Consider the following 23,804-nt stretch of genomic DNA (forward strand, 5'->3'; position numbering starts at 1 on the left):
TGGCTTCCATGATCACACCTCTGATCGATCTCAACGCCGACCTCGGCGAGGGCTTCGGGCGCTGGACACTGACCGACGACGAAGCCCTGCTGTCCGTCGTCACGAGCGCCAACGTGGCCTGCGGCTTCCACGCCGGGGACCCGTCCATCATGCGGCGGGTCTGCGAGCTGGCCGCGGAGCGGGGCGTACGGATCGGGGCGCAGGTTTCGTACCGCGATCTGGCGGGCTTCGGGCGGCGCTCGATGGACGTCCCGGCGGGCGAGCTGGCCGACGAGGTGGCGTACCAGATCGGGGCGCTGGAGGTCTTCGCGCGGGCGGCCGGCTCCCGGGTGTCGTACGTGAAACCGCACGGCGCGCTGTACAACCGCACGGTGTACGACGCCGACCAGGCCGGCGCGGTCGTCGCCGGCGTGCGCATGGCGGCCGGAGCCGCCGGCCTGCCCGTCCTGGGCCTGCCGGGCTCACTGCTGCTGTCCGCCGCCGAGGCGGCGGGGCTCACGGCCGTTCCGGAGGCCTTCGCCGACCGGGCGTACACGCCGGCCGGGACCCTGGTGCCGCGCGGCGAGCCGGGGGCGGTGCTGCACGACCCGGGCGCCGTGGTCGCGCGCGCCGTCGGGATGGCCGCCCAGGGCGCGGTGACGGCCGCCGACGGCTCCCGGGTGGCGGTTGCGGCGCGCTCGCTGTGCCTACACGGGGACACCCCGGGGGCTGCGCAGCTCGCCCTGCGGGTCCGCGAGGCGCTGGGCGCCGCGGGGGTCCGGATCGAGGCCTTCGCATGAGGCCGCTGGTGGTGGGCGGCGAGGCACTGCTGATCGAGCTGGACTCGGCGGAGGAGGTGGCCGCGCTGCACGCGGAGCTGCTCCGGCGGCGGGAGGCGGGGGAGCTGGGCGGCGTACGGGACGTCGTGCCGGCCGCTCGGACCGTGTTGTTGGACGGTGTGCCCGAGCCGGGCGCGCTGGCCGAGCTGATCGCCCGCTGGCGGGTGCCGCCGCTCGTGGAGACCGAGGGGCCGCTCGTCACCGTCCGGGTGCGCTACGACGGGCCGGACCTGGCGGACGTGGCCCGGCTGTGGGGCGTCGCGGAACGGGAGGTGGCCGGCATCGTCGCGGGGACGGACTTCCGGGTGGCGTTCTGCGGGTTCGCACCCGGCTTCGGCTACCTGACGGGGCTGCCGGAGCGCTTCCACCTGCCGCGGCGGGACACGCCCCGGACGGCCGTCCCGGCGGGCTCGCTGGCGCTGGCGGGCGAGTACGCGGGGGTGTACCCGCGCTCCTCCCCCGGCGGCTGGCAGCTGATCGGTAGTACGGACGCGGTGTTGTGGGATCCGGAGCGGGATCCGGCGGCGCTGTTCGCGCCGGGGGTACGGGTGCGGTTCGAGGAGGTGGCGAGGTGAGGGCCGATGGGCCGCGGGCCGCGCTGGAGGTGGTGCGGGCGGGGGCGCTGACCACGCTCCAGGACCTGGGCCGGCCCGGCTACGCGCACCTGGGGGTGCCCAGGTCGGGCGCACTGGACACGGGGGCGTACGGCCTGGCCAACCGGCTGCTGGGCAACCCGCCGGACGCGTCCGTCCTGGAAACCACCCTGGACGGGGTGGGCCTGCGGGCGCTGTCCCCCGTGACCGTGGCGGTCACGGGCGCGCCCTGTGCGGTACGGGTGGAGGGCCGGGCGGCGGCCTGGGGTGCTCCGGTCCGGCTTCGGGCCGGGGCGGTGCTGGAGGTGGGCCGGGCGGAGTCGGGGGTGCGCAGCTACGTCGCGGTACGGGGAGGGTTCGCCGTACCGCCGGTGCTGGGCAGTCGCTCGACGGACCTGCTGTCGGGGCTGGGGCCGGGCGTGCCGGCCGCCGGGACGGTGCTGCCGGTGGGTCCGGCCGGACCGGACCCGGTCTGCGGGGCGGACGGGCTGCGGGTGCCGGGGGCGCCGACCGAGCTGGTGCTGCCGTTGCGGCTGGGGCCGCGGGCGGACTGGTTCGGGCCGGCTTCGATCGCGGCCCTGTGGCGGGCGGAGTTCCGGGTCTCGCCGGCGTCCAACCGCATCGGGCTGCGCACCGAGGCCGGGACCCGGCTCGTGCGCAGCCGCGGCGGTGAACTCCCGAGCGAGGGCATGGTGCTGGGCGCCGTGCAGGTTCCCCCGGACGGCCTGCCGGTGGTGTTCCTGGCCGACCACCCGGTGACCGGCGGCTACCCGGTCATCGGCGTGATCCCCGCGGGCCCGCCCCTGGACGCGGCGGCCCAGGCCCGGCCGGGGGTACCGGTGCGCTTCACGCCGTGCCTGCGGGCTCGGGCGGCGGCCCACGAAACGCTCGGGAGGGCTTCGGCCAAGTAGGGGTGGGAGGGGCCGAACGGGCCCCGCGCACAGGGGAGGGTGTCGGGTGGGCAGCCCACGACGGGAGACCGGGTCACCGGATCTCACCACGCCCGAGGGATTCGGGGCGTTCTACGAGGAGCACGTCGACGACGTGCTCCGGTTCGTGACCCGCCGGGTCGCAGACCCGCACCTCGCGGCGGACCTGACGGCGGACGTCTTCCTCGCCGCCATGGGTTCGGCCGCCGGCTACCGGCCCGGCCGGGGCGCGCCGGTCGCGTGGCTGTTCGGCATAGCCCGCAACGTGCTGGCCGGGCACGCCCGTGGCCGGGCCCGCGAGAGCGGCGCCCTGGCGCGGCTCAGCGGGCGCAGGCTGCTCGAAGCGGAGGACGTGGCCGCGCTGGAGGAGCGGATCGACGCCGAACGGGCGTTCCGGGCGCTGGCCGAGCGCCACGCGGCGCTGTCCGAGCCGCTGCGCGCGGCCCTGGACCTGGTGGTCGTCGACGAACTGACCCCGGCCGAGGCCGCACAGGCCCTCGGCGTCACGCAGGCGACGGTCCGCGTACGCCTGCACCGCGCCCGGCGCGCCCTGCGCTCCGTGGTCCCCGTGCCCGACATTCCCGGATCCCGTCTGGAGGCAACCCGATGAACAACAGGCCCACTGCGTTCGAGGAGAAGCTCAAGGCGGCGCTGATGGCGAGGATGCCGCAGGTACCGGCGCCCGCCCCGGCCCGCTCGTTCGCCCGGCGGTACGGGATTCCGCTGGCCGTGGCGGCTGCGACGGCCGTGACGGCGGGGCTGGTGGTGACCGTGCCCGGCTCCGGACGGGACGGCTCACTGTCCGCGCAGGTGTCCTCGACGCCCGCGCCGGCGGTTTCTCCCCCTCCGACGGGCGCGTCCGCAGCCGGGGTTTCGCCCGCGCCGACCAGGGACGGCAGTGGAACCATCACCCTCGACATGCCCCGGCACAGCCAGGTACCGGGACTGGTGGAGCAGCTGCGGGCGTTGGGGGTCACCGTCGTGCTGATGCCCAAGAAGTCCGAGTCGCAGTGTCCGTATCCGAGCGGGGGCTACCGGGGGCCGCAGCTCCTTCCGGGGACCACGACCCACGACCTGGAGAGCGACGTGCTCCAGCGCGACGGCAACAAGATGGTGCTGAAGATCAACTCCCGGACCGTGCCTCCGGGCTACACCCTCGTGTTCGGGTGGCCCGACCGGCCGCCGACCAGTGAGCAGTCGGTCAGCTTCGGTGTGAAGGAGACGTCGAAGCTCACGCCGTGCGAGATCGACAACTCCCGGGACCGGGACCCCGTGCTCCCGACCGGCGCGCCAGCGCCCGAGTAGCGGGGCGGGGCGCGAGTAGCGGGGCGGGGCGCGAACACGCCGTGGGCCCGGCCCCCTCGGGGGGGCGGGCCCACGGCGTCGTGTGCGTACGGTCGGGGCCTAGACGGCCGACTCGGGGGTGATGCGGCTGCGGACGGCGGACTGGACGTCCTCTTCCTCCGCCGGGTCCGACGCGAGGCGGCGCAGCCGTGGTGCGACGCGCACGTCGGCGGTCTCGGCGTGCCGGGCGGCCACCTCGCGGGTGGTCTCCTCGCAGTCCCACAGGCATTCCACTGCGAAGCCGGCCGCGAAGGTCGGGTCCGTGCTGGCCAGGGCGCGCGCCGCGCGCCCGCGCAGGTGGGACGAGGACGTCTCGCGGTAGACGTGGCGCAGCACCGGTGCCGCGCAGCCGATGGAGAGCCGGCCCGCCCCGTCGACCAGGGCGAAGAGCCGCTGGGCGTCCGGGCCCGCTCCTCGGACGGTGGAGCGCAGGGCGCCCAGGACGAGTCCGGCGTCCTCGGCCGCGCCCCGGGCGGCGAGGAGGGCGGCTGCGGCCGCGCCCAGTGCGTCGGGGCGGTGGACCCACTGGCGGGCCCTGTCGACGGCGGCGGGGCCGCACATGCGCTCGTAGGCGGCCACGGCGGGTTCGTCCCCGGCGGCTTCGATGAGGTCCAGTACGGCCGGGTTCTCCGGCTCGGCGAGGACCAGGTGGTGCAGGGCGGTGGCCCGGGCGGCTTCGCCTCCCGCGCCGGCGGCGGCCGCGAGGATCGCGGAGCGGTCCTCGGGCGCGGCGACGGCGGCGAGGCAGCGCGCGGCGGGTACGTGCAGCGGGGTTCCGCGGCGCAGTCCGTCGGCGGCCCAGTCGAAGACGGCCTGGACTCCCCAGCCGGGCCGGGGCCCGTTCGGGGTGAGCTGGCGCTGCCAGCGGTCGAAGGAACCCTGTTGGCGGGCTGCGCGCAGCCGGTCGCCGTACTCGGGTGACTCTTCCCACAGACACCAGGGCCGGGGCTCGTACGCGTCGCGGACGGCGGCGGCGAGCCGCGCCTCGCCTTCGGCCGTGTCCGGGAACCTGGCGAGGACGGGCGCGGCGAGGCCGCGCAGCCCCTCGTCGTCGTCGCGCAGGGCGAGCTCGTCGAGGGCCCACGCCCAGTTGGCGCCGGAGGCGGCGTAGCGGCGCAGCAGCATGAGTGCGTCGTCGCGGCCGTACGAGGCCAGGTGGCCCAGGACGGACAGGGCGAGGCCGGTCCGGTGGTCCGTGTCGTCGACGAGGTCGTCGGCGCTGAAGAGGTGGCTCTCGATCTCGGCGAGGGGGCCGTCGAGATCGAGGTACAGGCGTGCGTAGTAGAGCGAGCGGTTCTCGACCTGCCAGTCCTGGCGCGGATCGCTGACCACGCACTGGTTGAGGGCCGTCAGGGCCTCCGCCCGGGGCGCTGCGAGGGCGTGCAGCGTGCCGTCGCCGCGGCCCCGCTGGAGGAGCCCGAGCAGGGTGCCGCTTGGCGCTATGACTGGTTCGAACATGGGAATGGCCTCACAAGCTGGGGACGCAACCGGGAATCGGGATTCACAGGGCCGCGTAACAGCATGTGAGGACGTCCGCCGTCATGTTCCGCTCGATGTAGACCATTGCCTTCTCACTCTCGTCGGTGCTTCGCGACCACGTCGGCCGTTGTGCGCAGGGGGTGGGCCCGGACACCCTTCGTGTCCTGCCCTCCCCTGCCCGTCCGCCGTGCTCACGAATCGAATCCGACGCCATGATGACCCAGCCGGTTTGTGCGCCGCGACCACATTTACGGCCGCCGTGACCAACCCGTGAGGTGGCGGACCGGTCAGACCGTGCCAGGTCACGGGCAAAAACGGACTACTTGGCTCCGAAGAGGTCCAGCAGGTCCGCCTTGGCGAACATGCGGGCGGTGTCCACGGCGGAGGGGGTTCCGGCACTCGGATCGGCGCCTCCGGCGAGCAGGGCTCGGATGACGGCCTCCTCGCCCTTGAAGACGGCGCCGGCGAGCGGGGTCTGGCCGCGGTCGTTGGCGCGGTCGGCCTCGGCACCGCGGGCCAGCAGGGCCGTGACGGTGGCGGCGTGGCCGTGGTAGGCGGCCAGCATGACGAGGGTGTCGCCGCGGTCGTTGGTGAGGTTGGCCGGCACTCCGGCGTCCAGGTACGCGGTGAGCGTCTCGGTCTCGCCCTGGCGGGCGAGGTCGAAGATCTTGGTGGCCAGCTCGATGACGTCCTCGTCGGGAGCGCCCTGGGAGCCGCCCTCGGTGGGCTCGTGCTCACTCATCTGTCGTACCGCCTTCCACTCGCTGTTGACGTCGCTGCGGACGTGAGGTTCCCCGGGCCGGGCGGGCAGCGGGGCGTACGGCACTGCAGCCGTACGGGTGAATCGCCAGAGTAGCGCCCGGACCTGCACATACGGGGGCCAGGCGGAGGCAAGGATCCCGTTGGCGCGGGTCGGCACGGGGTTGGCCCGGTTGGCCCCCCCTTCGTGCCGGGCGCGCCAGTCGGGCTGCTCCGGCCAAGTGAAAAAAGCCTGGATTCACCCGTATGCACCTTTTATCGCATTGATACTTCCTGTGAGCCTGGAACAACTGATGGTGACTGTCCCCACCCACCAGGAGAACCTCTCATGATCTTGTCCATCTCAGGCGTCGTCCTGCTCGGCATCATCGCCTTCCTCTTCTTCAAGAAGGACGGGATGAAGCTGTCCCACGCGTTCGTCTGCGCGCTGTTCGGCTTCTTCCTCGCCGGATCCGCCATCGCCCCGAGCATCACGGCGAGCACGGCGAGCCTCGCGAGCCTGCTCGGCGGGATCAAGCTCTAGCGCCGACCCGACCGGACCGTCCCGCACCACGACAACTCCAGGAGACGCCCGTGGCCCGGCGCCCACTCCCCCGCATCCTCAGCAGCGGCACCACATCGCTGGCCCGGGGCCGCGACCTCGCTCGCACGGCCGTCGACAGCGCCACGGACGTCCTCCATCCGCTCCTCGTCATCGGCCGCGGCCTGCGCATCCTGGCCTCGGCCGGGCGGCAGAAGTGGGCGCAGACCCCCAAGGACAAGCGTGGTCCCGCGCTGTTCCTGGGCGCCGCCTGCGTCCTCGTGGTCGTGCTCGTCCCCTACGGCCCCCCGATCTCCCTGTTCACCCTGATGGCGGCGGCGGCCTGGCAGGGACGCGACCGGACCCCCGCGAAGACCGGGCCGAGCGACGCCGAGAGCGAACGGCTCGGCTCCCTGTACGAGGCCCTCGTGCCCTACTTCTCCACCCCCGAGGACCCGAACCCGCTCTTCGCCCACGGCGCCGAGTGGGACAGGGCGTTCAGCGACTACGCCTTCGACGACGCCGGCCGCGTCACCCGGCTCCGGATCCGCTACCCCGCCTATTTCACCGACGGCGAGGCTGCCTCGCGGGCCCGGATCGAGGCCCTGCTGCACGCCAAGTCCGGGCGCGGGCGCGAGTACCACTTCGACTGGGACGAGGAGGGCAACCAGCTCGACCTCACGGTGCTCGCACCGCTGCCGACGGGGATCGCCGCCCAACCGTTCGTCACCTCGCCCGGCGAGACCGTGCTCGGATTCACCGATGCGGGCGGCGTGCAGCGCACCCTGCCCGTCCTGGAGGACGGCGAGCCGCGCGACGTGCCCCCGGTGATCTGGCGCACCGGCCCCCGCTCCACCGAGCCGCACCTGCTCGCCGTGGGCCGGCCCGGCAGCGGCACCTCCTCCCTGCTGCGCTCGATCGCCCTCCAGGCCCTGCACCACGGGGGCGAGGTACTGATCGTCGAGGGCGGCGGCAGCGGGGAGTTCTCCTGCCTGTCCGGGCGTACGGGCGTGCTCGCCGTGGAATGCGGTCCGGCCGGGGCGCTGGCCACCCTGGAGTGGGCGGCGCGCGAGACCGAGCGGCGGCTGATGGCCGCGCACCGGGCGCGCGAGGCCGGCCGCCCGGCGCCCGAGGACACCCGGCGTCCGCTGTGGATCGTGCTGGACCGACCCAGCGTGCTGGCGCACCTCGCGACCGCCGAGGGCGGCCCCGACCCCCTCGCCCAGCTCCAGGTTCCGCTGCGGCACGGGCGCGCCGCGCACGTCACCGTCGTGGTGGCCGAGCAGTTCGACCACCTGGAACTGCTGAACGACGCCGTCTGGCAGCACACCCGGGCCCGGGTCGTGCTGGGGCCGGCCGCGATCCAGCAGATCACCGACGTGCTCGGGCTGCCGCCGCACACCACGCCGACGGCGCACGTGCCGCCGGGCCGGGGGTACGCGCGGCTCGGCTCGGGTCCCGTGCACCGCGTGCAGGTGCCCGCCACGCCGGACCCGTACGACGACGCCACGCACCCGGAGCACCGCCGGGCGGTGCAGGAGCTGCTGCCGGCACGGCAGCTGCCGGCCCCGGGCGGGCCGGGCCGGGTGACGCTGTCGAAGCCGCTGCACATCGTGCAGCCGCCGGGGCCGTCGATCGACTCCGAGGAGAACGAGGAGGTCCCGGCAGAGGCCCCGCCCGCCCGCGGCCCCTGGCCCGTGGGCCCCTGAGCTCCGTCCCCGCCCCGGCGACGGCCCCGCCCCGGCCCCTACCCGGCTCCGGTCCTGGCCCGCGCCCTACGCCACGAACGTGCGCGGGGGCTCGGCACCGCTGCCGCCCGCGCCCGTGCCGACCAGACGGGCGGCCGCCGCGAGCCGGGCCGCGGCCTCCTCGGCCACCGGCCCGCCGACGGTGAACGGCAGCCGGACGTAGCCCTCGAAGGCCCCGTCGACGCCGAACCGCGGCCCGGAGGGGACCCGCACGCCGACCCGCTCCCCCACCTCGGCCAGCCGGGAGCCGGACAGACCGCCCGCGCGCGCCCACAGGGTCAGCCCACCCTGCGGCACCTCGAACTCCCAGTCCGGCAGCTCCCGGCGGACCGCGGTGACCAGCGCGTCCCGGTTCTCCCGGGCCTGGGTCCGGCGGATCTCCACGGCCTCCGCCCAGCCACCGGACCGCATCAGCCAGTGCACCGCGAGCTGCTCCAGCACCGGCGTGCCGAGGTCGGCGTACGCGCGGGCCGCGACCAGGCTGCGGATGACGTCGGGGGCCGCGCGGACCCAGCCGATCCGCATGCCGGCCCAGAAGGCCTTGCTGGCCGAGCCGACGGTGACGACGGTGGAGCCGGCCGGGTCGAAGGAGCAGACCGGGCGGGGCATCTCCAGCTCGGGGTCCAGCTGGAGCTCGGCCATGGTCTCGTCGACGACGAGTACGGTGCCGGCGGAGCGGGCCGCCTCCACCATGGCGCGGCGCTGCTCCTCCGAGGCGAGGGCGCCGGTCGGGTTGTGGAAGTCGGCGACGACGTAGGCGAGGCGGGGTGCGGCGTCGCGCAGCACCTGCCGCCAGACGCTCATGTCCCAGCCGGCCAGGCCGTCGGCCATCGCGACGGGTACGAGCCGGACCCCGGCGGCGCGCATCAGCTGGAGGATGTTGGCGTAGGACGGGGATTCGACGGCGATGCGCTCCCCGCGCCCGGCGAAGAGGCTGCAGATGGCGTCCATGGCGCCCATCGCGCCGGTGGTGACCATGATCTGCTCGGGCATGGTGGGGATGCCGCGCTCGGTGTAGCGGTCGGCGAGCATGCGCCGCAGGGCGGGGAGCCCGGCGGGATAGTCCCCGTGGGTGTGCGCGTACGGCGGGAGCTCCTCCAGTGCGCCCTGTACGGCCTTGGTGAGCCAGGGCTCGGGGGCCGGGAGCGCGGCGCAGCCGAGGTCGATCATCGAGCCGAGGGACTCGGGCGGCAGCGGTTCCAGGCCCCGGGCGGGCAGCGGGTTCCCGGCCGGTACGGAGGTCCAGCTGCCGGCGCCGCGGCGGGACTCCAGGAAGCCCTCCCCGCGCAGGGCCTCGTAAGCGGCGGCGACGGTGGTGCGGGAGAGGGAGAGGGAGACGGCCAGTTCCCGCTCGGCGGGCAGCCGGGCGGCTACGGGGACACGGCCTTCGAGGACGAGCAGCCGGATGCCGTCGGCGAGGGTGCGGTAGGCGGGCAGCTTCCGCGCCCCGGGGACGCCGGGCCGCTCCTGCTGGGAGGTGATGAGACGGGCGAGCTGTGCGGCACCCACCGCCGAGGTCCACTCTGCCATGTTGTCCGGTCCACCTTCGTCGAATTGGCCCCGCCCGACCCCGGGCGCTGCCGGTATTGGATCGCTTCCGCACCGACAGCCTGTCACGCCGGGGTCCACACGGACCAGGGGGTGGGGGTACTGGGGCTCCACCGGCGGGCTCACCGGTCGGCGTTCACCGGGCAGCCATCCGGCCGCTCACTCCCCACCGGTCACACGGTGCATACTGCGGCGGGTGACGCACGTACGCCTTCGCCATCCGTATCTGGACCACCCGGCTCCGATCCCCTTCGCCCACCGGGGAGGCGCCGCGGACGGGTTGGAGAACACCGCCGCCGCCTTCCGCCGGGCCGCCGACGCGGGCTACCGGTACTTCGAGACCGATGTGCACGCCACCGCCGACGGGAAGCTCGTCGCCTTCCACGACTCCACCCTCGACCGGGTCACCGACGGGCACGGCCGGATCGCGGAGCTGACCTGGAGCAAGGTCCGCGAGGCGCGGGTGGCTGGCACCGAGCCGCTGCCGCTGTTCGAGGAGCTCCTGGAGGAGTTCCCCGACGCCCGCTGGAACATCGACGTCAAGTCCGAGTCGGCCCTGCACCCGCTGGTCAACCTGATCGCCCGGGCGGGCGTCTGGGACCGGGTGTGCGTGGGCTCGTTCTCGGAGAGCCGGGTGGCCCGCGCCCAGAAGATCGCGGGGCCCCGGCTGGCGACCTCGTACGGCGTGCGCGGGGTGCTCGGGCTGCGCCTTCGCTCGTACGCGATCCCGGCGGCCCTGCGGGTCGGGGCGGTGGCGGCGCAGGTTCCGGAGACCCAGGCGGGCATCCGGGTCGTCGACCGGCGGTTCGTGAGGACGGCCCACGAGCGGGGCCTGCAGGTCCACGTGTGGACCGTGAACGAACCGCAACGTATGGAGGCTCTCCTCGACCTGGGTGTGGATGGCATCATGACCGACCAGATCGACATCTTGCGCACGGTGCTGGACCAGCGCGGAGCCTGGGCCTGACCTGCCAGGACCGCCGGTGGCACCCTCCCCGTGCCGGACGGGAACGAGGGGGACACCGGTGAGTGCGGAGACCACGGAACGGGGCGCGGGGACCGCGCCCGAGGGGCCTGCGCCGGGCGCGGCCGAACGCAAGCGCGAGCAGCACGGCTGGTACTTCTACGACTTCGCGTGCTCGGTCTACTCCTCGACCGTGCTCACGGTGTTCATCGGCCCGTACCTGACGACGATGGCCGAGGCCGCCCAGGACGCGCAGGGGTACGTCCACCCGCTGGGGATCCCGGTCCGGTCAGGCTCGTTCTTCGCGTACGCCGTCTCGATGTCGGTGATCGTCGCCGTGCTGGCGATGCCGCTGGTGGGCGCTGCCGCGGACCGTACGGGCCGCAAGAAGCCGCTGCTCGCGGCGGCGGCGTACACCGGAGCGGCGGCAACCACCGCGATGTTCCTGCTGGGCGGCGACCGCTACCTGCTCGGCGGCGTCCTGCTGATCGTGGCGAACGCCGCGATGTCGGTGTCGATGGTGCTCTACAACTCCTACCTGCCGCAGATCGCCGAACCGTCGGAGCGGGACACCGTCTCCTCGCGCGGCTGGGCGTTCGGCTACACGGCGGGCGCCTTCATGCTCGTCCTGAACCTGGTCCTGTTCCAGTCGCACGAGTCCTTCGGGGTCTCCAAGGACGCGGCGGTGCGGATCTGCCTGGCCTCGGCGGGCCTGTGGTGGGGCGCGTTCGCGATCATCCCGCTGCGTCGGCTGCGGGACCGGGCGGTGGTCCGCTCGGGCGCCGGCCACGCGGCCGCCGGGTCGGGATGGAAGCAGCTCGTCGCGACCCTGAAGGACATGCGGCGCCACCCGCTGACGCTGTCGTTCCTGCTGGCGTACCTCGTCTACAACGACGGGATCCAGACCGTGATCTCGCAGGCGTCCGTGTACGGCAAGGAGGAGCTGGGGCTGGAGGACTCCACGCTGATCACGGCGGTGCTGCTGGTGCAGATCCTCGCGGTGGCGGGCGCGATGGGGATGGGCCGGCTGGCCGTCGCGTACGGCGCGAAGAGGACCATCCTGGGCTCGTTGGTGGCCTGGACCGTGACCCTGGCGGCCGGCTTCTTCCTCCCGGCCGGTGCGCCGGTGTGGTTCTTCGTACTGGCTTCGATGATCGGACTGGTCCTCGGCGGCAGCCAGGCGCTGTCGCGGTCCCTGTTCTCGCACCTGGTGCCGGCCGGCAAGGAGGCGGAGTACTTTTCGGCGTACGAGATGAGCGACCGCGGGGTGAGCTGGGTGGGGCCGCTGGTCTTCGGCCTGACGTACCAGGTCACGGGCAGCTACCGGCAGGCGATCATCTCGTTGGTGGTGTTCTTCGCACTGGGTTTCGTGCTCCTGGCACGGGTGCCGGTGCGGCGTGCGGTGGAGGCGGCGGGGAATCCTGTTCCCGAGCGGATCTGAACGGATCCGAGGGCCGCCCCGACAGCGCACCGGACCCGGATCTTCATACGAATTCCGAACGGATTTCGACGTTGAAGCGAAGGGCCGGTAGTGTACGCCTTTGGCCTGCCAGGCGGACCGTTACTGCGCGCTAAAGAAGTGAAGACGTTGGGTGACATCTGCTGCCAGATGTGACAAAACGGGCATTGGTGGGTACAACAAGGGGCGGCACGACGGGCGACGCATCACCCGGAGCGGGAATCTATACCGCCGACCGGACGTTGACCGGATGACGACGACAGCGACACCTGTCCTGTGGGCGACAAGCCCGGGAGGCACGATTCATGAGTGAGCGAGCTCTCCGCGGTACGCGGCTCGTGGTTACCAGCTACGAGACGGACCGCGGCATCGATCTGGCCCCGCGCCAGGCGGTGGAGTACGCATGCCAGAACGGACATCGATTTGAGATGCCGTTCTCGGTTGAGGCAGAGATTCCGCCGGAGTGGGAGTGCAAGGCGTGCGGCGCCATGGCACTCCTGGTTGACGGGGACGGGCCCGAAGAGAAGAAGGGCAAGCCTGCGCGAACGCACTGGGACATGCTCATGGAGCGGCGCACCCGCGAGGAACTGGAGGAGGTGCTGGCCGAGAGGCTGGCGGTCCTGCGTTCCGGCGCCATGAACATTGCCGTGCATCCGCGGGATAGCCGCAAGTCCGCCTGACAGCCGGACGCAAGGTACGAGCCGAGGGCCCCCACCACGACCTGTGGTGGGGGCCCTCGGCTCGTTCGCGGACTCTTGCGCGCAGGCTCAGGGCGCCAGAGGCGGCCGATATCCGGTGCTGGGGCCGGGGCCGGGCTGCTGCGGCCCGTTCTCGCGGATGACCTCGCCCTGGACGACCTTGCCGTCGGGGTGGTGGATGCGGGCCTGCTGGAAGGCGTCGCCGAAGCTGCCGGCCGGGGCCGTGGCCATCTTGCGCTCCAGGGAGCCGCTCACCCGGCGGCCGATCCAGGCCCGGACGGGCGGGAGCAGGCAGAGCAGGCCCGCCACGTCGGACAGCAGACCGGGCAGGATCAGGAGCAGGCCGGCCAGCATCGTGAGGCCGTTGCCCCCGCCCGGCTGCTGCCCGGTGGGCTGCTGCCCCTGCTGGGCCTGCTGGAACGTGTTCGCCAGGTTCTTGAAGGCACGCCGCCCGGCCCGCTTGATGACCACCACGCCGAGCACGATCCCGGCCGCGAGCAGCGCGGCGACGGTCAGCCCGCCGGCCGCACCGGCGACCAGGCCGAGCAGCCAGATCTCCAGGATCAGCCAGGCGGCGACCGCCAGGGGAAGGAGCGTGCGGGCGCGGGAGCGCCGTCGGGGGGCCGTCGAAAGGGGAACGCCGGTCGTCATACCCCCAGTGTGCCTGGGGTGGCGTAAAAGCGGCCTCAGCCGGAGGTACCGGACATCCCCTAGGGGCCGGCCGGTACCCCGTCAGGTCTGCTTGGGGCCCTTGTCGTGGCCGGTCAGTTTCGCCGCGTGGGCCTTGAGGCCCCACTGCGTGACCCGCCAGAGGGCCTCCACCACGATGTCCTTGCTCATCTTGCTGTCGCCGAACTCGCGCTCGACGAAGGTGATGGGCACTTCGACGACGCGGAAGCCCTGGTGGACGGCCCGGCGGGCCAGGTCGACCTGGAAGCAGTAGCCGGCGGAGGCCACCTCGTCCAGGCCCAGCCCCTCCAGGGTCTCGCGGCGGAAGGCCCGGTAGCCGCCGGTCACGTCGCGGATCGGGACGTCCAGCATCAGCCGGGAGTACGTCGAACCGCCGCGCGAGAGGAACTCCCGGCTCTTGGGCCAGTTCACCACCCGGCCGCCCGGCACCCATCGCGAGCCCAGGACGAGGTCCGCCCCGGCCAGCGCGGTGAGCAGCCGCGGTAGCTCCTCCGGCTGGTGGGAGCCGTCCGCGTCCATCTCGACGAGGACGCCGTAGTCGCGCTCCAGGCCCCAGGAGAAGCCCGCCAGGTAGGCGGCGCCGAGGCCCTCCTTGCCCTTGCGGTGCAGGACGTGCACGTGGTCGTCGCCGGCCGCCAGCTCGTCGGCGATCTTGCCGGTGCCGTCGGGGCTGTTGTCGTCCGCGACCAGGATGTGCGCCTCGGGCACCGCCGCGCGCACGCGGCCGACGATCGTCCCGATGTTCTCCGCCTCGTTGAAGGTCGGAATGATCACCAAGGCCGTCCCGAGCGGTCCGTGGGCCCGCTGTCCGCCGTCGCTCACTGGGTCCGCCTTCGTGTTCTTGTACGTCCTGTCACAGAGGATGACTTTAGAACAGTGGTCGGGGCCCGCGGTCCTTCGGGCCGGTCCGGCTCCCGCTGGCTGCGGGTCGCCGTGACCGTTGTCTACTGGACCGCGGGGTCCCGACCGGGCCACCCTCCCCCGAGCCCCTTCGGAGCAGGGGGGACCCCCGTCCGGCGAAACCTTCCCTCGCCCCCGAGGCGCGGGCGCGCTGAGCAGACGGATCCGCCCGGTACGGACGTCCGGTGGTGGACCCGGCCGAACCTATCCGGGTCCGAGTGCCCGTACCGAACCGAGGCCGACCGGATCACCCCTGTGGCCGTACGAATACCTCCCGCCCGCCGACGACGGTGGCGAGGCACACCGGCAGATCGCCGCCGGGGGTCAGGTCGGGCAGTCCGGGGGTCCCCGAACGGGGGTCCGTGGACCAACGGGCGACCCGGTCATCGGGGGCCTGGACGACCAGTTCGGCGGTCTCCCAGAGGGCGTAGTCGGCGGGTGCGCCGGGCACCAGCACGCCCGCGCCGTCGCGGCCGAGGGCACGCCAGCCGCCCCGGGTGTGGGCGGTGAACGCGGCCCTTACGGAGATCCGGTGCTCGGGGGTGCGGTGGAACGCGGCCGCCCGGACGGTGCCCCAGGGGTCGAACGGGGTGACGGGCGCGTCGGACCCGAAGGCGAGCGGCACGCCGGCCTTGAGCAGGGCCGCGAAGGGGTTCAGGGAGCGGGCGCGCTCGGCGCCGAGCCGGTCGGCGTACATGCCGTCCTCGCCGCCCCAGGCCGCGTCGAAGGCGGGCTGCACGGAGGCGGTGAGGCCCAGGTCCGCGAAGGCGGCGATGGTGACGGGGGTCATCATCTCGGCGTGTTCGACGCGGTGCCGGGCGGCGCGGACGCGGGCGAGGCCGACCTTGTCGGCGGCGGCGCGGACGCCCTCGACGACGGCGGTGAGGGCGGCGTCGCCGATGGCGTGGAAACCGGCCTGGAGGCCCGCCTCGGTGCAGGCGGCGACGTGCGCGGCGACGTCGGCGGCATCGAGGTAGCCGGTGCCGGTGTGGCCGGCATCGGCGTACGGGGCGTGCAGACAGGCGGTGTGGGAGCCGAGGGCGCCGTCCACGAAGAGGTCGCCGGCGGCGCCGATCGCGCCGAGTTCCTTGGCCTGTTCGAGGTCGCGGTCGGCCCAGTACCCGAAGACGCGGGGGCCGGACCGCTCGCGGGCGAGGTTGAGGAGGTCCGCGAAGTCCTCGGCGGAGGAGATGTCGGGGCCGCCGCACTCGTGGACGGAGCCGATGCCGAGGGAGGCGGCACGGTCGAGGGCGGCCCGCTGTGCCTCGGCGCGCTGGGTGGGGGTGACGGCGGCGAGCGCGGCCCTGCGGACGGCGTGGTGGTCGTCGCGGGTCAGCGGTTCGTCTCCGCGGACGGAGACGGCCGGGACGAGGTCCAGCAGGGCGGTGGTGACGACGGCGGAGTGCACGTCGATGCGGCTGAGGTAGAGCGGGCGGCCGGCGGCGGCCTCGTCGAGCTCCTCGCGCCGGGGTGCGCGGCGCTCGGGCCAGCGGGCGGCGTCCCAGCCGTGGCCGAGGAGCACCCGGTCGCCGGGGCGGCCCTCGGCGTACGCGCGGACGAGCCGCAGGGCGTCGGTGAGGGAGGCGGCGCCGGTGAGGTCCAGGCCGGTGAGGGCGAGCCCGGCGGAGGTGGTGTGGACGTGCGCGTCGGTGAAGGCGGGTGTGACGAGCGCCCCGTCCAGGTCGACGACCTCGTCGACGCCCTGTGCGAAGGCGTCGGCGGCGCCTTCGGAGCCGACCCAGGCGATGTGTCCGCGCTCGACGACCATCGCGGTGGCGAAGGGGTCGGCGGGGCTGTGTACCTCGCCCCCGCGGAGGAGGACGGTCCGTTCGGATGCGGAGGCTCCGGCGGCGTCGAGGGAGCTGGCGGTGCGGTCAGTCATGCCCACAGTTTCGCGGGTCCGCGGGCCCGCCTCGACCGCGCCCCCGCGGACGGCCGGCCGGACGGAGTCCGGTGCAGCGGGCCGGAGCCGGGGACGCGCCCCGGCGCCGAGCTGCACGAGGGGCCCGAGGCCCCGGGTCCACAGGAGTCAGACGCGGGGCGGGCGCGCTTCGTACGGGGTGGAGAGGACCACCGTGGTGCGGGTCGAAACGTGGGCCAGGGCGCGGAGGCGACCCAGGAGGTCCTCCAGCTCCAGCGGGGTCGCCACACGGACCTTGAGGATGTAGTTCTCGTCGCCCGCGACGCTGTGGCAGGCCTCGATCTCGGGTACGCCGGCCAGCCGGTCTGCGATGTCGTCCGGCGCGCTCGGGTCGAAGGGCTTCACCGAGATGAAGGCCGTCAGGGGCAGGCCCACGGCTTCGGGATCGACGACGGCCGCGTACCCGCGGATCACCCCGCGCTGTTCCAGACGGCGTACTCGCTGGTGGACCGCCGACGTGGACAGTCCCGTGGCCTTGCCCAGGTCCGTGTAGCTCATCCGCCCGTCCCGCACGAGCAGATCCACGATCTGGCGGTCCAGCTCCTCCATTGCGCTCATAGCCGCTCAACCTAAGGCCCAAGGGCGGTTCAGGCACAGTGCTGTCCGGCCACAAGTGGCACCTGCGGCGGGCATGTGACCAAAGCCACAAGGGTATGCAGGCGTACGGCGGGATGTTGTGGTTACTCGTGCCGCGCGGCGGGAAGTGCTTGCTGTGGCCGAGGCCGTAGAACCAGCCCGCCCGGCCCACCCAAGGGGGAGTACATCCATGCAGAACACCAAGCGCGCCGGTCGCACCGAACCGGAGCCCCTGGAATTCGCCGACGCCGGCGACGACGAGTACCTCGAAGACGCCGACGGGTTCGACGGCTTCGAGATCCACCACGCGATCTGCCCGGACTGCGGCCAGTCGATCGCCCTCGTCGCGGACGAGGAGTACCTGCCGGAGCACGCGCACTGCCTGACCCCGTGGAACCCGTTCGGGCTCACGGTGTGCGCGGGCACGGGCCGCCCGGCTTCCGAGGCGCTGCCGACCGTCGGCACGGGCCCCGACGCGTCCCAGGAGCTTGAGGTCGTGCTGCTGGACCTGCCGCAAGGTCTGGACTGGCGCACTCAGCCGTTCTCGCACGTCGGCGGTCCCGGTTCGCGTCCCGTGCAGATGCCGGCGCCGACGCTGCTGCCGCAGATGCGGCAGCACGCGCAGGCCGCCTGACGGCCTTCCCGGCCGCGGTTTACCAGTACGTGCCCTGCACCATGGCCCTGAGGCTGGCGTGGTGCAGGATCAGTCCGTCCGCTTCCTCGGCGTTCACCGGGACCGCGACCTCGCCGAAGTACGCCTGCCGGTAGGCGATGCGCAGCATCACGATCCCGTGCCGCAGGGCGGCGTACAGGGTGTGGAACTCCATGTCCCGCGGGGTGTGTCCGGTGAGTTCGGCGTACCGGCGCTCCAGATCGGCGCGGCGCAGGAAGTCCGGTAGGCCGCTCTGGCCGAAGCCGACGGTCAGGTCCTGGAAGAAGCGGTGGAGGTAGACGGTCCAGCCGAGGTCGACCTCGCGCGGGGCGTACGCGGCCATCTCCCAGTCCAGGACGGCCACCGGCTCGAACCCGTCGGCCTGGTAGACGACGTTGCCGATGCGGGCGTCGCCCCAGTTGAGGACGGCGGGGCCCTCGTCCGCGGGCCACAGCTCCTCCAGGCGGTCGAAGGCCCGCTCCAGCAGCGGGGACGGTGCGAGGCCCTCGACCACCCAGGCGTAGTAGGCGCGTTGGGCGTCGACGTGGCGGCGCAGGGGGCTGCCGGTCCCTTCGGGGAGGAGGAACTCGGCCCGTTCGGCGGGGAACTGGTCGTGCAGCCGGGCCAGCAGCGAGATGCTCGCCTCCTGGAGTGCGGCGCGTTCGGAGCCGCTCGCGGCGTGCAGCCAGTTCCCCTCGTACGTGTAGGGCATGACGTCGGGCGGGACCCGGCCCTCGGCGCGGGCCATGACGAAGAAGGGCGCGCCGAGCGGTCCGGGGTCCTGCTCCAGCCACAGCACGCGCGGGACGGGCAGGTCGGTGTGGGCAACGACCAGGCTCATCACCCGGTGCTGGCGGGGCATGTCGTAGGTGGGGAACACGGTGTAGGCGGCCGGGTCGGCGGCGAGGCGCAGGGCGCAGGCGCGGACCGGGGTGTCGGGGTGTTCGATGTCGAAGAGCAGGGTCTCGCTGGACATGCCGTTGGACCCGGGGACGCGGACGCCCGTGACCTTCGCGCCGGGGAGTTGGGTGTCGAGCCAGGCTTCGAGGCGCCGGCCGAGTTCCTCGGGTTCGCGGGTGGAGGTGCGCGGGCGTGGTGCCGGTGCTGCCATGACTTCCCCTTTCTTCTACTGGGCCACTGAGCCGTAGTCGGTGAAGCCGCTCGGGTCGTGGCGGCCGAAGCTGCCGTGCTCGAAGATCCCGAAGCCGGTCTGCCCGTCGAGGGTGAAGCGGGCGGAATGGTCGGTGACGCCGAAGGCGGCCACGGGGTGGGCGGTGGGGTCGGAGAGGTCGTAGGTGCGGCGGTCGCTCCAGCCGCGGCCCTGCCAGGTGCCGTGCTGCCAGTCGGCGGCGGGCGGGTAGCCCGCGCCGACGGCGAGCGGGGAGGAGTTCAGGATCTCGACGCCGAGTTCGAGGGGTTTGCGGGCCGGGTCGGCGAGGTGGACGACGGCGCTCTCGGGGTGGCGGGTGCCGGGGCGGTAGCGGATCTCGGTCTGGGGCCAGCCGAGCTGTACGTCGTGGCGGCCGCTGTCCTCGGGGAAGACCTGGACGGCCTCGTTCAGGGTGCGGTGCCCGTCGGCGTCCTCCTGGGCGATGACCATGACGAAGCGGTCCTCAAAGCGGACGGGGATCCAGAGCCAGTGGAAGCCTTCGGGCCGGTGCTCCTCGGCGGCGCGGCCGCCGTCCTCGCCGGGGATGGGGCGCACGCCCCAACTGCGATCGCGGGTGCCGGTCCACTCGTGGGGGGTGAGGGCGTGCTCCCGGCCCTTGGCGCGGATGGTGCCGGTCACGTGCCCGGCCTGGACGAAGCGGCGGCCTTCGAGCATGAGGCGGTCGCCGCGCCGCTGCACGTGGTGCGGTTCCCAGACGGCGGGGAACTCGGCGGTCCAGGTGATGTCGTAGGAGAGCCCGTCGGGATCGGCGGGGTCGGCGTCGCACTGGAGGGTGATCCGCTTCAGGGGTTCGTCGACGGTGATCCGCAGCGGGCCGACGGAGAGGTTCATGCGGTCGTCGGTGAGGGCGTCGGAGGCGCGGACGGCGAGGAGTTCGTCGCCGGTGCGCAGGGTGGCGTAGGCGTCGATGACCCCGGCGTTGGGGTAGACGCCGAGGCCGAGGACGAGGACGGCCCGGCCCGCATGGTCGAAGACGTGGAAGATGCAGCGGTCATAGGCGTTCCGGTCGCCGCTGACGAGGTGCTTCATCGACAACGGGGCCTGGTGGACGGGGTATTCGTCGAGGGGTACGGGTCGGTCCGCGGGCATGGCAAACCTCCTGGACGGCGTGGTGGGGCGGGGTGCGGGGCCGCGGGCTGCGGCGTCGGCTCGCGTGGATATGACGGTACGTCAGATACTGGGCCCTGGACCAGAGTTCTGTCACTCCCTGACATCCCAGCACGTCTGGCCACTCCGGGAAGGGGATCGGGCCGGCGCGACGGGGACACCTCGAACGGATACCCGGCGGGCGCTGGCGGTTACCCGTGGGTCGAGTGGCGCGTTGGCCTCGTATGACCACGCTCGAAACCCCTGGGGCAAGAACGGGGCAGCGACGGCGTCCGGCGCCGCCCGGCTACGAAGAATCGGTTCCGCAGCGGCAGTCCGACCCGCCGATCTACCATGCGCTGCTGGCTCGTTGGGCCGACGACGGACGCACCCTGCCGGGTCGCCGCGATCCGGAGTGGTCTCGGGTCGCCGGCTCTCCGATCTGGCCGGCCGGACCGCTCCACGGCAGCTGAAGCGGCGCACCGGGCAGGCGGTTCGTCGACTTTCGTGTCGCGGTGGGCGATTACGTCACGGGGCGTCCGGAGCCTGGCGTGACTTGAGCCGGGCCCGATAGGCGCGGGAGCGGCAGGGCGCCGAGCAGTAGCGGGGCGGTCGGCCCTGCCGCTGGGCGGTGGCCGCGACGGGGAGCGGACGGTCGCACCCAGGGCAGCGCGGCGGGCTCCCGACCCCCGGGCGGGCCCCGGCCCCGGCCCGGGTTCCGACCCCGGCCTCGGCCCGGGTTCCGGCTCCGGTCTCGGCCCCGGCCCGGGCTGCGGCTTCCGCGCCGGTTCCAGCCCCGGCCCCGGTCTCGGCCCGGGCTCCGACCCCGGCCTCGACCCCGGCCTCGGCCCGGGTTCCGACCCCGGCCTCGGCCCGGGTTCCGGCTCCGGTCCCGACCCCGGCCCGGGCTGCGGCTTCCGCGCCGGTTCCGGCCCCGGCGTCGGTCCCGGTCCCGCTCTTGGCCGCGGTCTTCTGGAGGTCCGGCACCGGTTCGGGTGCCGCGGCAGTCGGGGCCTCCCCGACGGGGGCTTCCCGCGCAGGGACCGCCGGGGCGGCGACCGGGTGGCCGGTCAGGCCCTTCCGCTCCGCTATCACCCCCGCCTGGAAGCGGCTGTGCGCCCCGAGGCCGTCCAGGATTTCGGAGACGTGGCGGCGGCAGGTCCGCAGGGAGACTCCCAGCCGCCGGGCGATGGACTCGTCCTTGAGCCCCTTGGCGAGCAGCACCAGGATGCTCCGCTTCATGGCCTCCGATACGCCGTGGGCCGCCTGTGGGCCGGTCGCGAAGGGGGTGGCGTTCGCCCAGTCCCGTTGGAAGACGTCCAGCAGGTAGCCGATCAGGTCGGGCTCGCGGATGACCAGCGCGCCACCGGACCGGGCGGGCAGCAGGGCGAGCTGGCCGTCGACCAGGATCATCTGCGGGAGCACCTCGGGCAGCGTGCGGATCTCCGCACCAGCACCGATGAGCTGTTCGGCATGCACCCGGGTCGCCTGGTCGAAGCGGGTGGCGTGCTGGTAGAGGCTGCGCATCCGAACCCCGCGGGCGAGCAGGGCCAGGTCCCGGGGCAGCGCCTCGCGCAGCGCGGCCGGCGGGAAGGAGCCGCCGTGCTTGGAGACCAGGACCTCGCTGCGGCAGGTGTCGACGACCTCGGTGAGCAGCGCGCGGACCGCGAACTGGTCCGGGAGGTGGTCGATGGTCCCCTCGGGGAAGGTGTCCCGGCGGGCCTGGAGGTAGACGGGGACGAGGGCGCTGAATCCGTCGCGCTGCCGCTGGAGTTGTTCGCGCTGCTCACGTAAGTCCGCCTCGTGGGCCCGTAATTCGGTCTCCTTCTCGGCGAGGACCTGCGCGCCGGCCGACTGCGGGCTCACGGCCCGCCAGCCCGCGTCGGCGTCCTCTCCTCCCCCGTTGCCGCCGGGCAGCGGCTGGAACAGGTACACCTCCGCGAGCTGCGCGATCGCCCCCGTGCAGGCCTGCTCGCTGAGGCCAGTCTCGGCCGCGGCGCGTGGCAGCGTCGTGGGAGTGAGCCGGCCGTGGACGAGGGTCCACCGGTACAGCAGGGTCGCCGGTTCGTCGAGTCGGGGTACGCCTGTTCCTGAATCCGCGCCCATTTCCACCGCTTGCCTCCTAAAGATGCATGGCATCCACATGATCCCTTCCAGGCCTGCCGGGTGCCAGCGGGCCCTGGCAGAGTCGTCCTCGTAACCGGCGGAAACGGCGGAAACGGCGCCCTCGCCGCCCCCGACGCCCTTGCCCGACAGAGGAGTTGCCGTGAACGTCAAAACCCTGCGACTGACGGCGGGACTGGCCTTCGCGGCCTGCCTGTGGCTGGGCGGCGCCGCCGTCACCGGCCACGGCGCCGACACGACCGACGGCCCCGCCGGCTCCGGCGTCCGGGTCACTGCGGGCCACGAACTCGCCGACAGGGCCGACGGCGGCCACGACGACTCGCACGACGGGCGCGGCAACGGACACGGAAACGGCGGCGGCGGCCACGGCGACAAGCCCTGCCCCGTGACCACGGCGTGGGGCAGCTCCGTGTGCCCCGGCAAGCCGCTGAACTGAACCATCCGGGAGACCGGGTGCGGGGGCGGCGGACACCATCCGCCGCCGGTTGGGTGGATGTGGGCCCGACCCAGTCTCCTTCTCTTCCCTGCTCCCCCCTTCCTCTTCGATGAGCCCGGCACCGCCGCGGCGCGATGAGGCATGCCCGAAAGGAATCCCCATGAGATCAGCCATCGCGGCCTCGACCCGCCGCCGCTCGTTCGCCGTCGCCCTCTGCGCGGGCACGGCCCTACTGCTCGGCGTCGGTGGCGCGGCGAACGCCCAGGCGGCCACTGCCGGTTACCGGGAGCCGGGCGGGACCTACCCGTCCTTCTCTCAGTGCATCCAGGCCGGCTCGCTGAGCATCGCGCTCGGGCTCTTCAGCCGCTACGAATGCAACCCGACCTGGAACAACCAGTACCAGCTGTTCTACGTCGACTGATCCGCACCACCGCGCCCCCGCTCACGACTCGAAGGGACACACCCCATGCAGCTGACCCGTTCCCGGGCCCGGTGGGCCTCCGCGCTCACCGCCGTCGCCGCGCTGGCGGCGGGGGCGACCGCGCTCGCCCCCGCGGCGCAGGCCGCACCGGCCGCCGGTCCGTCGCCCGTCGCCGCGTCCTCGGCCCGCAGTACGGACGTCGTCTTCAGCAACAGCACCAGCCAGCAGCTGACCCGGGTCAGCTCCGACCTGCCCCACGGCTGCTGGAACAACGACGCCCTGCCGCCGGACTACATCGCCAAGGGCATCACCACCTCCTGGGGCAGCCGCTCGTGCGGCATGCTCACCGGGACGGAGGGCTACACCACCTACCGGGTCACGGCGACCGGTCAACCAATAAAGATCCACTGGAACAACCCGTACGCCGGCTCGAACAGTTACAGCTGTGAGGCGCCGACCGGCTACGCCTGCACCCGTACCGGCGGGGGCGGCGACAACGCCACCGTCAACTTCACGCTGACCGGCGGACCCGCGGCGTTCGCGGCACGGGCCGCGTCGACGGAGATGACGGCCCAGGCCGCCCGCAGCACCGCCGTCCGAGTGATCAACAACAGCGGCACGCTGCTCGCCCGCACCGGCGCCGGGCTGTCCCACGGCATCTGGACCGCCAACAGCCTTCCGCCGTCCCTGATCAACCCCGGCGCCGGCGCCTCGTGGGCGAGCGAGTCGGAGGGCTTCATGACCGGAACCGAGGGCTACGCGAACTACACGATGGCGGGCGGCGGCACCGTCTCCATCCGCTGGGACAACCCCTTCTCGGGCAGCAACAAGTACGAGTGCCAGGTCCCCGCGCCGCACCGCTGCACCACCTCGGGCGGAGCCGGCGACAACGCGTACGTCACCTTCGCCGTGAACTGATGCCGGTACCGACACCGGCGGCGACACCGGCGCCGACAGCAACCCACGAA

24 protein-coding genes are annotated in these 23,804 nt (G+C 73.5%); 14 read left to right on the plus strand and 10 right to left on the minus strand.

Features of this window, described 5'->3' with window-relative positions; translation table 11 throughout:
* Positions 1-20 precede the first annotated feature (20 nt).
* The 5 genes from OG974_RS10315 to OG974_RS10335 are packed head-to-tail and all read left to right on the plus strand — an operon-like array spanning position 21 to position 3,645.
* The gene (locus OG974_RS10315) at positions 21-779 is read left to right on the plus strand and encodes a 5-oxoprolinase subunit PxpA (protein ID WP_327285573.1); all 759 of its coding nucleotides are present in this window, start codon (positions 21-23) and stop codon (positions 777-779) included.
* The gene (locus OG974_RS10320) at positions 776-1,393 is read left to right on the plus strand and encodes an allophanate hydrolase subunit 1 (protein WP_327282388.1); all 618 of its coding nucleotides are present in this window, start codon (positions 776-778) and stop codon (positions 1,391-1,393) included. Before OG974_RS10315 ends, OG974_RS10320 begins: the two co-directional genes overlap by 4 nt.
* Positions 1,390-2,322, plus strand: coding sequence for a biotin-dependent carboxyltransferase family protein (locus OG974_RS10325; protein WP_327282389.1), 933 nt, complete (start codon positions 1,390-1,392; stop codon positions 2,320-2,322). Before OG974_RS10320 ends, OG974_RS10325 begins: the two co-directional genes overlap by 4 nt.
* Before the next feature lie 46 nt (positions 2,323-2,368).
* Entirely contained in the window at positions 2,369-2,950 is a 582-nt protein-coding gene (locus OG974_RS10330; protein ID WP_371646254.1) for an RNA polymerase sigma factor, read from the plus strand.
* A complete protein-coding gene (locus OG974_RS10335; protein ID WP_327282391.1) occupies positions 2,947-3,645 on the plus strand; it encodes a hypothetical protein in 699 nt (232 codons plus the stop codon). The genes OG974_RS10330 and OG974_RS10335 overlap by 4 nt, the downstream gene beginning before the upstream one ends.
* Before the next feature lie 99 nt (positions 3,646-3,744).
* Here the strand turns inward: OG974_RS10335 and OG974_RS10340 are convergent, their stop codons facing one another.
* Together OG974_RS10340 and OG974_RS10345 are read right to left on the minus strand one after the other, a co-directional pair.
* The gene (locus OG974_RS10340; RefSeq protein WP_328762095.1) at positions 3,745-5,142 is read right to left on the minus strand and encodes a HEAT repeat domain-containing protein; all 1,398 of its coding nucleotides are present in this window, start codon (positions 5,140-5,142) and stop codon (positions 3,745-3,747) included.
* A 340-nt stretch (positions 5,143-5,482) separates the two neighbouring features.
* On the minus strand, positions 5,483-5,905 hold the full coding sequence (locus OG974_RS10345; RefSeq protein ID WP_327282393.1) for an ankyrin repeat domain-containing protein: 423 nt from the start codon (positions 5,903-5,905) through the stop codon (positions 5,483-5,485).
* Between the two features lie 345 nt (positions 5,906-6,250).
* Between OG974_RS10345 and OG974_RS10350 the strand changes: the two genes are divergently transcribed.
* The gene (locus tag OG974_RS10350) at positions 6,251-6,445 is read left to right on the plus strand and encodes a hypothetical protein (RefSeq protein ID WP_030162614.1); all 195 of its coding nucleotides are present in this window, start codon (positions 6,251-6,253) and stop codon (positions 6,443-6,445) included.
* A gap of 50 nt (positions 6,446-6,495) precedes the next feature.
* Positions 6,496-8,151, plus strand: coding sequence for a hypothetical protein (locus OG974_RS10355; RefSeq protein ID WP_371646256.1), 1,656 nt, complete (start codon positions 6,496-6,498; stop codon positions 8,149-8,151).
* A 66-nt stretch (positions 8,152-8,217) separates the two neighbouring features.
* Here OG974_RS10355 and OG974_RS10360 read toward each other — a convergent pair whose 3' ends face one another.
* The gene (locus OG974_RS10360) at positions 8,218-9,720 is read right to left on the minus strand and encodes a PLP-dependent aminotransferase family protein (RefSeq protein ID WP_327282395.1); all 1,503 of its coding nucleotides are present in this window, start codon (positions 9,718-9,720) and stop codon (positions 8,218-8,220) included.
* 214 nt (positions 9,721-9,934) lie between these two features.
* On the opposite strand from OG974_RS10360, the gene OG974_RS10365 reads away from it, so the two are divergent.
* From OG974_RS10365 to OG974_RS10375, 3 genes are all read left to right on the plus strand, one after another.
* Positions 9,935-10,705, plus strand: coding sequence for a glycerophosphodiester phosphodiesterase family protein (locus tag OG974_RS10365; protein ID WP_327282396.1), 771 nt, complete (start codon positions 9,935-9,937; stop codon positions 10,703-10,705).
* Between the two features lie 58 nt (positions 10,706-10,763).
* Positions 10,764-12,143, plus strand: coding sequence for an MFS transporter (locus OG974_RS10370; protein WP_371646258.1), 1,380 nt, complete (start codon positions 10,764-10,766; stop codon positions 12,141-12,143).
* A gap of 323 nt (positions 12,144-12,466) precedes the next feature.
* Positions 12,467-12,841: an RNA polymerase-binding protein RbpA gene (locus tag OG974_RS10375; RefSeq protein WP_007262928.1), complete on the plus strand. Its 375-nt coding sequence runs from the start codon at positions 12,467-12,469 to the stop codon at positions 12,839-12,841.
* Between the two features lie 87 nt (positions 12,842-12,928).
* On the opposite strand, the gene fxsA is transcribed toward OG974_RS10375, so the two are convergent.
* The 4 genes from fxsA to OG974_RS10395 form a co-directional block, all read right to left on the minus strand.
* On the minus strand, positions 12,929-13,510 hold the full coding sequence (gene fxsA / locus OG974_RS10380; protein WP_371646260.1) for an FxsA family membrane protein: 582 nt from the start codon (positions 13,508-13,510) through the stop codon (positions 12,929-12,931).
* Positions 13,511-13,591: 81 nt separating this feature from the next.
* Positions 13,592-14,371, minus strand: coding sequence for a polyprenol monophosphomannose synthase (locus tag OG974_RS10385; protein WP_327282399.1), 780 nt, complete (start codon positions 14,369-14,371; stop codon positions 13,592-13,594).
* A gap of 325 nt (positions 14,372-14,696) precedes the next feature.
* Positions 14,697-16,331 (minus strand): amidohydrolase, encoded by a 1,635-nt coding sequence (locus tag OG974_RS10390; RefSeq protein WP_327282401.1) that lies wholly within the window; start codon positions 16,329-16,331, stop codon positions 14,697-14,699.
* A gap of 147 nt (positions 16,332-16,478) precedes the next feature.
* On the minus strand, positions 16,479-16,919 hold the full coding sequence (locus OG974_RS10395; RefSeq protein WP_030011705.1) for an Lrp/AsnC family transcriptional regulator: 441 nt from the start codon (positions 16,917-16,919) through the stop codon (positions 16,479-16,481).
* Positions 16,920-17,136: 217 nt separating this feature from the next.
* Between OG974_RS10395 and OG974_RS10400 the strand changes: the two genes are divergently transcribed.
* The gene (locus OG974_RS10400) at positions 17,137-17,580 is read left to right on the plus strand and encodes a hypothetical protein (protein ID WP_327282402.1); all 444 of its coding nucleotides are present in this window, start codon (positions 17,137-17,139) and stop codon (positions 17,578-17,580) included.
* A gap of 19 nt (positions 17,581-17,599) precedes the next feature.
* On the opposite strand, the gene OG974_RS10405 is transcribed toward OG974_RS10400, so the two are convergent.
* The 3 genes from OG974_RS10405 to OG974_RS10415 all read right to left on the minus strand — a co-directional run bounded on the left by OG974_RS10405 (position 17,600) and on the right by OG974_RS10415 (position 21,961).
* Positions 17,600-18,709 carry a phosphotransferase family protein gene (locus OG974_RS10405; RefSeq protein WP_371646263.1) on the minus strand — a complete coding sequence of 370 codons (1,110 nt, stop codon included), beginning with the start codon at positions 18,707-18,709 and terminating at the stop codon, positions 17,600-17,602.
* Positions 18,710-18,724: 15 nt separating this feature from the next.
* The gene (locus OG974_RS10410; protein WP_371646264.1) at positions 18,725-19,858 is read right to left on the minus strand and encodes a hypothetical protein; all 1,134 of its coding nucleotides are present in this window, start codon (positions 19,856-19,858) and stop codon (positions 18,725-18,727) included.
* A 525-nt stretch (positions 19,859-20,383) separates the two neighbouring features.
* Positions 20,384-21,961 carry a LuxR C-terminal-related transcriptional regulator gene (locus OG974_RS10415; protein ID WP_371646266.1) on the minus strand — a complete coding sequence of 526 codons (1,578 nt, stop codon included), beginning with the start codon at positions 21,959-21,961 and terminating at the stop codon, positions 20,384-20,386.
* A 160-nt stretch (positions 21,962-22,121) separates the two neighbouring features.
* Here OG974_RS10415 and OG974_RS10420 point away from each other — a divergent pair, with 160 nt between their 5' ends.
* From OG974_RS10420 to OG974_RS10430, 3 genes are all read left to right on the plus strand, one after another.
* Positions 22,122-22,415 carry a hypothetical protein gene (locus OG974_RS10420; RefSeq protein WP_327282406.1) on the plus strand — a complete coding sequence of 98 codons (294 nt, stop codon included), beginning with the start codon at positions 22,122-22,124 and terminating at the stop codon, positions 22,413-22,415.
* 160 nt (positions 22,416-22,575) lie between these two features.
* Positions 22,576-22,836, plus strand: coding sequence for a hypothetical protein (locus OG974_RS10425; RefSeq protein ID WP_327282407.1), 261 nt, complete (start codon positions 22,576-22,578; stop codon positions 22,834-22,836).
* Between the two features lie 45 nt (positions 22,837-22,881).
* Positions 22,882-23,754, plus strand: a complete 873-nt coding sequence (locus OG974_RS10430) for a Crystal protein ET79 (RefSeq protein ID WP_328762112.1) — start codon at positions 22,882-22,884, stop codon at positions 23,752-23,754.
* Positions 23,755-23,804: the final 50 nt, after the last annotated feature.

Origin of the sequence: Streptomyces sp. NBC_00597, from assembly GCF_041431095.1 — a bacterium.
GTDB lineage: Bacteria > Actinomycetota > Actinomycetes > Streptomycetales > Streptomycetaceae > Streptomyces.

Coding starts and splice junctions, on each gene's coding strand:
- OG974_RS10360 (WP_327282395.1), bottom strand. CDS start 9,720: ATGGCAGAGTGGACCTCGGCGGTGGGTGCCGCACAGCTCGCCCGTCTC.
- OG974_RS10425 (WP_327282407.1), top strand. CDS start 22,576: ATGAGATCAGCCATCGCGGCCTCGACCCGCCGCCGCTCGTTCGCCGTC.
- OG974_RS10340 (WP_328762095.1), bottom strand. CDS start 5,142: ATGTTCGAACCAGTCATAGCGCCAAGCGGCACCCTGCTCGGGCTCCTC.
- fxsA (WP_371646260.1), bottom strand. CDS start 13,510: ATGACGACCGGCGTTCCCCTTTCGACGGCCCCCCGACGGCGCTCCCGC.
- OG974_RS10415 (WP_371646266.1), bottom strand. CDS start 21,961: ATGGGCGCGGATTCAGGAACAGGCGTACCCCGACTCGACGAACCGGCG.
- OG974_RS10410 (WP_371646264.1), bottom strand. CDS start 19,858: ATGCCCGCGGACCGACCCGTACCCCTCGACGAATACCCCGTCCACCAG.
- OG974_RS10395 (WP_030011705.1), bottom strand. CDS start 16,919: ATGGAGGAGCTGGACCGCCAGATCGTGGATCTGCTCGTGCGGGACGGG.
- OG974_RS10350 (WP_030162614.1), top strand. CDS start 6,251: ATGATCTTGTCCATCTCAGGCGTCGTCCTGCTCGGCATCATCGCCTTC.
- OG974_RS10320 (WP_327282388.1), top strand. CDS start 776: ATGAGGCCGCTGGTGGTGGGCGGCGAGGCACTGCTGATCGAGCTGGAC.
- OG974_RS10405 (WP_371646263.1), bottom strand. CDS start 18,709: ATGGCAGCACCGGCACCACGCCCGCGCACCTCCACCCGCGAACCCGAG.
- OG974_RS10390 (WP_327282401.1), bottom strand. CDS start 16,331: ATGACTGACCGCACCGCCAGCTCCCTCGACGCCGCCGGAGCCTCCGCA.
- OG974_RS10375 (WP_007262928.1), top strand. CDS start 12,467: ATGAGTGAGCGAGCTCTCCGCGGTACGCGGCTCGTGGTTACCAGCTAC.
- OG974_RS10400 (WP_327282402.1), top strand. CDS start 17,137: ATGCAGAACACCAAGCGCGCCGGTCGCACCGAACCGGAGCCCCTGGAA.
- OG974_RS10345 (WP_327282393.1), bottom strand. CDS start 5,905: ATGAGTGAGCACGAGCCCACCGAGGGCGGCTCCCAGGGCGCTCCCGAC.
- OG974_RS10335 (WP_327282391.1), top strand. CDS start 2,947: ATGAACAACAGGCCCACTGCGTTCGAGGAGAAGCTCAAGGCGGCGCTG.
- OG974_RS10430 (WP_328762112.1), top strand. CDS start 22,882: ATGCAGCTGACCCGTTCCCGGGCCCGGTGGGCCTCCGCGCTCACCGCC.